Origin of the sequence: Lacticaseibacillus camelliae DSM 22697 = JCM 13995 (assembly GCF_001311195.1) — a bacterium.
Classification (GTDB): Bacteria; Bacillota; Bacilli; order Lactobacillales; family Lactobacillaceae; genus Lacticaseibacillus; species Lacticaseibacillus camelliae.
The window spans coordinates 1-6,608 of the sequence record NZ_BBAJ01000103.1; the positions used below are offsets into that span (position 1 = coordinate 1).

3 protein-coding genes and 2 pseudogenes are annotated in these 6,608 nt (G+C 41.0%); 1 reads left to right on the forward strand and 4 read right to left on the reverse strand.

Translation table 11 applies throughout. The features are described 5' to 3' along the window. A partial coding sequence (locus JCM13995_RS16385; protein WP_225350891.1) for a hypothetical protein occupies positions 1-240 on the forward strand: 240 nt, incomplete at its 5' end. Between the two features lie 566 nt (positions 241-806). Here the strand turns inward: JCM13995_RS16385 and JCM13995_RS12385 are convergent. The 4 genes and pseudogenes from JCM13995_RS12385 to JCM13995_RS12400 all read right to left on the reverse strand — a co-directional run. Then, positions 807-1,067, reverse strand: a complete 261-nt coding sequence (locus JCM13995_RS12385; protein WP_156314488.1) for a hypothetical protein — start codon at positions 1,065-1,067, stop codon at positions 807-809. A 35-nt stretch (positions 1,068-1,102) separates the two neighbouring features. Then, positions 1,103-1,828: a DNA methyltransferase family protein gene (locus JCM13995_RS12390; RefSeq protein ID WP_054666142.1), complete on the reverse strand. Its 726-nt coding sequence runs from the start codon at positions 1,826-1,828 to the stop codon at positions 1,103-1,105. Beyond that, positions 1,828-6,220: pseudogene (locus JCM13995_RS18140) on the reverse strand (Eco57I restriction-modification methylase domain-containing protein). The gene JCM13995_RS12390 and the pseudogene JCM13995_RS18140 overlap by 1 nt, the downstream one beginning before the upstream one ends. 116 nt (positions 6,221-6,336) lie before the next feature. Next, positions 6,337-6,608 (reverse strand): annotated as a pseudogene (locus tag JCM13995_RS12400) (hypothetical protein); the annotation flags it as partial.

A 6,608-nucleotide genomic window follows, 5' to 3' on the forward strand; every position in this document is an offset into this window, starting at 1 on the left:
ACGCACAACTTGCGCAACGACGGAGAAACAAAGAACCCAACAAATTCAGTATTGCCAGCGAATTATGGGCATGTGAGTATTCAAAGTCCAAGTAAATACCCGGGTACTGTTCAACGAAATATGTGGGCAAAAACGTGGGCAAAAACTGATTTTATTTGCCAAGCATTGCTTAGAATCAGCCTCTACCGATGCCCTGCCGAATCATCCCACGAGTTATCGATAAAATTTGCGAGCAATTAAAAAGCCCGAATTTACGGGCTTTTTTGCTAATTTTCATTCAGCTTTATCAGAGATCCCATACCCACCATGAGTAGCATTGCCAATCAGCCTTGGTTCAACCATTGGATTGTTGGCATAATCTATTTTTCCTTTCAGTACCTCAAAGAATTCAATAATATTCAGCCTAAAGTGGACATAACAATGAAAATCAGAATATTGGCTAAAAAAATTCTAATGGAGTTTCCACCGCCACAGAAAAACTATCCCTGATCAACTCAATAAGGTAGCGAAGTCCCTGTTCGGCGAGGTTTCGCACAACGTTGCCATATTCCTCGCTGTGTGACCTAGATGTGTCAAGCACAATCTGCACGTCAATTAGAGACTGAAAGGATGCTTCAATATCGCTAAAATCATTTGTGAGCACTATAATATTATGCGTTGCTCTAGAGTTCTTAATATGGCTGAGAAGACGCTGCTTTTTGTTGTCATCAATAAGCACCGTTTCTACTGTATAAAAAAAAGTGCAAAATCCTCATTCTCACCAAACGGTCTACTATCAACGGTTGAATATTTGCCAAATTTAACAGTCACTCACACAGGAGACTTATCCAAGAATATAGTTTCGTTGAAATTTTTGTCTCTAAGGCCTCTGATAAAAGCTCTTTAGCGCGAGCAAAACCATTTACCAGAACTGTCCCGTGCATGGTCTCGCTATGCGCTTTTAACCCTAACCAGACCATTATGATCTTGTCGCTGTCATTAACGCCACGAATTACAGCAGTACGCTCATCTGAGTTCAAGAAAGTTTCGAAGCTATTTTTAAACGAACGATACTCTTCATTCATCATTCTTCCCCCTTCACATAACATTAGGAGTTTCTAGATCAATCAAACTTCTGAGGTATAGTAACCTTAGTCTCTTTGTACACATCGAATAATGAGACCACTGAATATCTATAGTTGGCATGACTGTTACCAGGCTCATCAACCTCAAATAAAGTGAGTTCCTCAGCCTTATTTCCATGACTTAAGCCATCCAGTGATGGACCATCCTCTTCTATTGATTTAAGCGTATATTCAGTTCGTCGAACTTTTCTTATATCATTTTTATCTTTTAAAAAAATCCATCGGCTAAAAACGATTTCATTACCATTTTTATTTTTACCTGTTAGGGCGTCTCCTTGAACCATATTAGCCTTAATAATCGTTGAAGCGCTTTTCTCAACTTTCTTATTTTCCCTTGACTTATACTTGCCCAATTGCTGAGTATATTTCTGATAAAACACATGATACATATGCGTTACAAGCAATTCTGTATTATCTGTCAATAATTCAATACCGTATAATGAGGTTAGAGCAGTTAATGCATTGTTTTCAAATTCAATAATGGAATCAGACAGTTTCTCAGCTACAACGAGTTTACGAGAAAGTATCTCAGTTAAAAATGCACCTTCACCAGCTGCAGGCTCAAGAAAAGTTGCAGTCAATGAATGCAGCTCACCTTTAAGTTCTGGCTGATTGAGCATAACATCCACAACTCTCTTAGGAGTGAAGACCTCCCCGTGTTCCTTTACACGCTCATTAGATTTGATCAATTTTTCGTCAGCCATCAATCCATCTCCTGAACTTTTTCTTCGATGAACGAGATCTCATCTTGATTGAGTCCATATTTTTTTGAAGAGCTGTTGATCTATCTTGTTAACAGATTGACTCCAGTCAATATCAGAATGAGATGAAAAATCCTGTAAAGGTACTTTCTTCCATACTGAAATCGGGTTATGCTGAGTTACCTTTAGTACTCCCAACATTGCTCTAGCAAATTTGGATTTTACATACTTAAGTGCTGCTTCCGCCTGAGTCCTTGAATCAAACTCTCCGAATGTCATAAATGTTTGGGTGGTACCCACAAGTGGGGTACCCCACTTGTGGGGTACTGACAACTTCGCCTAGTGCTCCACTCCCATTTGAATGAGGCACGATTACCTTGTACTTATCAAGATTAGGGTGGTCTTTGACATAAGAGCGTCTAATCCACTTATAGGTTCGTTCGCCATGAAGTCGTCCAAGAATCCTTATGTACTCAACAGAATCTGAAGGTTTTGATCAAAAAATATTTCCGGTAGTACCTCAAAAACGTTTGGGGCAATATCATATTTATGTCCAAGCGGTCGACGCTTTTCAATGTCAGGGTGATCCTCAAGTAATTTCTCCGAGAATTTATAGCTCGTACTCGAGAACGCGATTTCGCTGAACGATTGTTCAGATTTCGCAGAAACCTTCTTCAAAATGCTCTGCAGCTGAGGTAGAGGGGTAAAAATACCTATCTCTCCAAAATCTTTTGTCTCGTCTCTTAAAGTTATAACCACTCCGCCTTTAATATCTGTATTAGGAAATATTTTTGAACTATTTTGCTCGTAATGAACGATTCTCAAATGCTTATCGTGTAACATCTTCTCATTCCAAGACTTTGGTGTGTCCCCAGCATTAGATAAAAATTTGGCTGGCGTTATTAAGACTGCCTTAGGCGCTAAACCATATGACAAATCCATAAAGTAATTATAAATAGAAGGCTGTTTCGTATTTAGTCCTGCTGACTGCTCCTGATAAGGAGGATTACCAATAACAACATCAAATTTCATAAACCCAAATTTCTCCTTTATGGTCTCAATACAATCATGGATATTTTGCCGAGCTAACTCGATAATGTTGTCCACATAAACCACATGTGTTGGATAATTTTTATATCCAGTTAACGTCCGTTCAGCTATAGTTTTCGCCATTGGTGTTTTGGCTACTGCAAAGACATTAGTACTTAAAATGTGTTCCCATATGTTCTCCTGATCTTTGGCTGAGAATTGTCCACCCGTGCTGTTATTAAGCCGCTCGAATCCTTGATAATACAGTGATGTAGCGACATATAGGGGGTAGAGTCCTGTCTTAGAATTAATCTCCAGTATACGAGTATCATCGTTTAAAATCTGCTCAGTAAGTGGAGTATTGCGCCATTTTACAATCTGTTTTCCATCCTCGATGGAACTTTGATACGAGTCATCAAAGAATGTTAAGCCACCAAGAGTTTCCCCCATTTGCATGTTGACGACACGCCAAGGCGTAAGAACTGTTTCCTTATCAGGATTTTTGAACGTGCCAAAAATTTCTGCTATCTGCATAGTTCTGTCAAGAGGATCCGCTTCATCCAACAACTTTACCCTGTGTCGAATAATGCGACCAGCCTCTAAAAAAACCTCCGGATCGTAATATTTCACAACTTGTCGAAACTTTTCCTTTGTAATTCCAACTGGCATAAATTCCGTCCATGATTTGTTGTCGACAAGGTCAATGAACTTATCGATATCAACATCCTTATCAATATCGATATCCATACCATAAATCATCATAGGAATGCGAATCGAAATTCCACGCAATACTGAAATCATCGATTTGCGTTGTTTCTTAAGTGCATTTTTTTTGGTCTATAACGGCTTGTTCCTCAGGCGTACGTTCTTTCCTTGGCTTTTTTTTCTGCTCTAGTGGCTTTTTCGTATTGTTCGTCATCAAGGCCTTGATGGTTGACATCAATCACATTGGGTTTTCGATCAGCCTTTGTCTGCCCAACAATTGCTTTAATATCATTGAACATCTTAAGGTCATCACTCGTCAGCTTCAAGAGTTCATCGTTATATAATGAATCGTCGTCAAAGCCAGATTGGACTGCCTTTTCTGCGTATACTTTCTTCAGTTGAGTCAACAAGGTATCGACCTTATAAGCCTTCATACCCTGCCCTTCTTCACCAATAATTGGCAAGAAGTTTAATAGCTCACCGAGCTTGGATCGCTGATCTGAGGTCTGCAACTTGCCCACTCCAGTACTCATCTGACGAGATGCAGCCATCACTTTCAAAGCACGATCTGGCGCAAAATCGAAAATATAGCAATTTGTCTTACGCCCAAACTCCTCATCCTCATAAGGCGTCTGAGCTCGGAATGCAGCCTGTAAGTATTGCATGGCACTGTTTGTATTGGATAAGAATATAACGCCAGTCCAGGGCTTGATTGTGACACCAGTGGTCATCTTACGAACTGTTAAAGTAATCGTTAGGGTTCGAGCCGGGTGGTCAGTTATAGCATCTTTTACGCGCTTAACGTCAGAATCTGAAGCGACAACAATATTGTCACTAGTATCTTTGTCAACAATATTGACGACATTATACGAGCTAAAAACAGGATGCTCGTCTAGCATCTTTTTCATTGCTCTGGCAGATTTAACTGATGGCATTAACCAAAGGGTGTGGCGTAAGCTCCTTCTGAATTCGCGAGTCGCAAATGGATAGTTTGATCTTCCATCAGGCTAGAGATATTGTCTAGAAACTTTCTGACTTTGTTGGCATAGACAAAATCACCCGTCTCATCATCTACTTTGAAGAACTCTCGAAAGTTAAATGATTTATCATCGTCAAGGAAGTTCTGATCCTCGAAACGCTTCTTCATTTCGAAAGTATACATTGAAACTGCCGGTAATCCAATATACGGGTTACGCTCACCATTCGGGTGCTCACTGTCCCATGAATATTTTGCCTGCTGTTCCATAACGTAATCCCAAGTATAAACCTGGTCTGGCTCATACTGGTCAATCAGATTAAATGGAGTCCCCGACAATTCAAGCACGCGTGTGTAATCCTTCTTGACGACGCCATCGATTACCTGTTGTGCTAAATCGGTTTGCGTCCCTTCGTGTGCCTCGTCAATAATGACAAGGTCCCATTCTATATCTTTGACCAGCTGATTTTTATCAGCGACCGTTCCGCCAAATGCTTTCGACCCACGAAGGTCTTGAATACTAGCAAAGTAGACATATTTAGTGGCCTCTCTCTGCAAAGCCTCGAGAGACAGGTCCTGATCTCGCTTTGACCCATATTTATATCCAGCACTGGGCATACCGATCTTCTCAAAGTCCTCAAACCACCCATCGGCCACAACTGGACGATGGGTCATGATGAGTACTTTGCTATAACCTTCATTTTTGATCAACTGTAACGCAGACAGCGTCTTGCCAAAGCGCATCTTGCATTCCACAGCATCTTATATTTTGATTTAAAAGTCTTTTCTGTTTTCTCCACTGCGTCTTTTTGTTCAGGACGCAGTTGAATTTCACTTGTCTCTGTTACAGGTCCGTCTATCGATTCACGCCCTGCCTTAACAGCCGCAATGGCTTCTTTCACATGATCAACATCGACCTTAAACCACTCACGCGCACCAGTTTTGTCCCTTAACGCTTCGTCCCGCCGGTATCCCGATTTTTCCAAAACATCGTGGACTGCGCGGTCATCAAACCAGGTATTAGTATCTTTCCGGTAGGCAAGCTCTACCCAGTCCAAATTATACGGAACCGCTGCTGTACGCATGTACTGACTAATCCGATGGTGAGCCTCACTCCTCAAATATTGACTGTTTGCAGACCAGTCCTTTTCCAAATCCTGACCAGCAGTCGTTTTGCCAACCTTTTCCAAGCCATTGTATCGAGGCCAGTATCCATCTGAATTATCTGCTGAAAGGGCATAGACGACTTGTCGTTCTGCCGTCGAATATAGAACAGGCTTCCAAAACGGCGGAACCTCACCTTGGTAGTCACAATACGCACTAGCAAACCAATACAACAATGTGATGATTTGTCGTAAAGCCTCAAGCCCATCTTTCTTTTCGTATTGGTTCAGACTATGTGAAGCCTCATTACCCACTTTCTTGATATCGTAAAGTAAATCAAGAACCCGCGAGTCAATGAGATGATGAACTTTGATTGTTTTCAAATTTTGGGCAAAAGTGTCGTCATTGTTCAGATAGTTTTGATCCAGAACAAATTTCACAATGTTTTCCGCGATCCTGCGAGCAGACGCCAGTTCTGAGCCGTAATCCCCCATTGCGTATTCTTGTTCAATAGACTTCGCTAATTGAAAATACGCCAAGCTGTCTTCGTTTTCCTGCAAGTACTCAAAGTTGCCACTCATTGCTCTACCTCCACAGTGCGTTTGAACAGAAGTGAAACTGTCTGTCTTCCATTATGAGACTTCTTTGCCTGAACTGGAAGAATGTATTGCTGATTTAGCACACATACATGCGGGGTTTAAATAAAGGTCATAAGCCTGCATTTTAGTTGTTTCTCGTTTTGCTCCATGTCCGCAACAAAAGTTTGATAATCAGCATCTGCTTGTGGGATGGGTAAGCCAATTTTTAAGACATCAATTTGAGGATCTCGCCGGACTTCATAAGGACTATTTATTCCCTTAAGCACTTGTAAGAGGCTCAAAGAAGGCTTACCTTGCTTCTCTGGAAACAAAAAGACGCCGCGTGGTGACTCAAACCGCAGTATATATGCCAGCATTTGCAAATAATCAT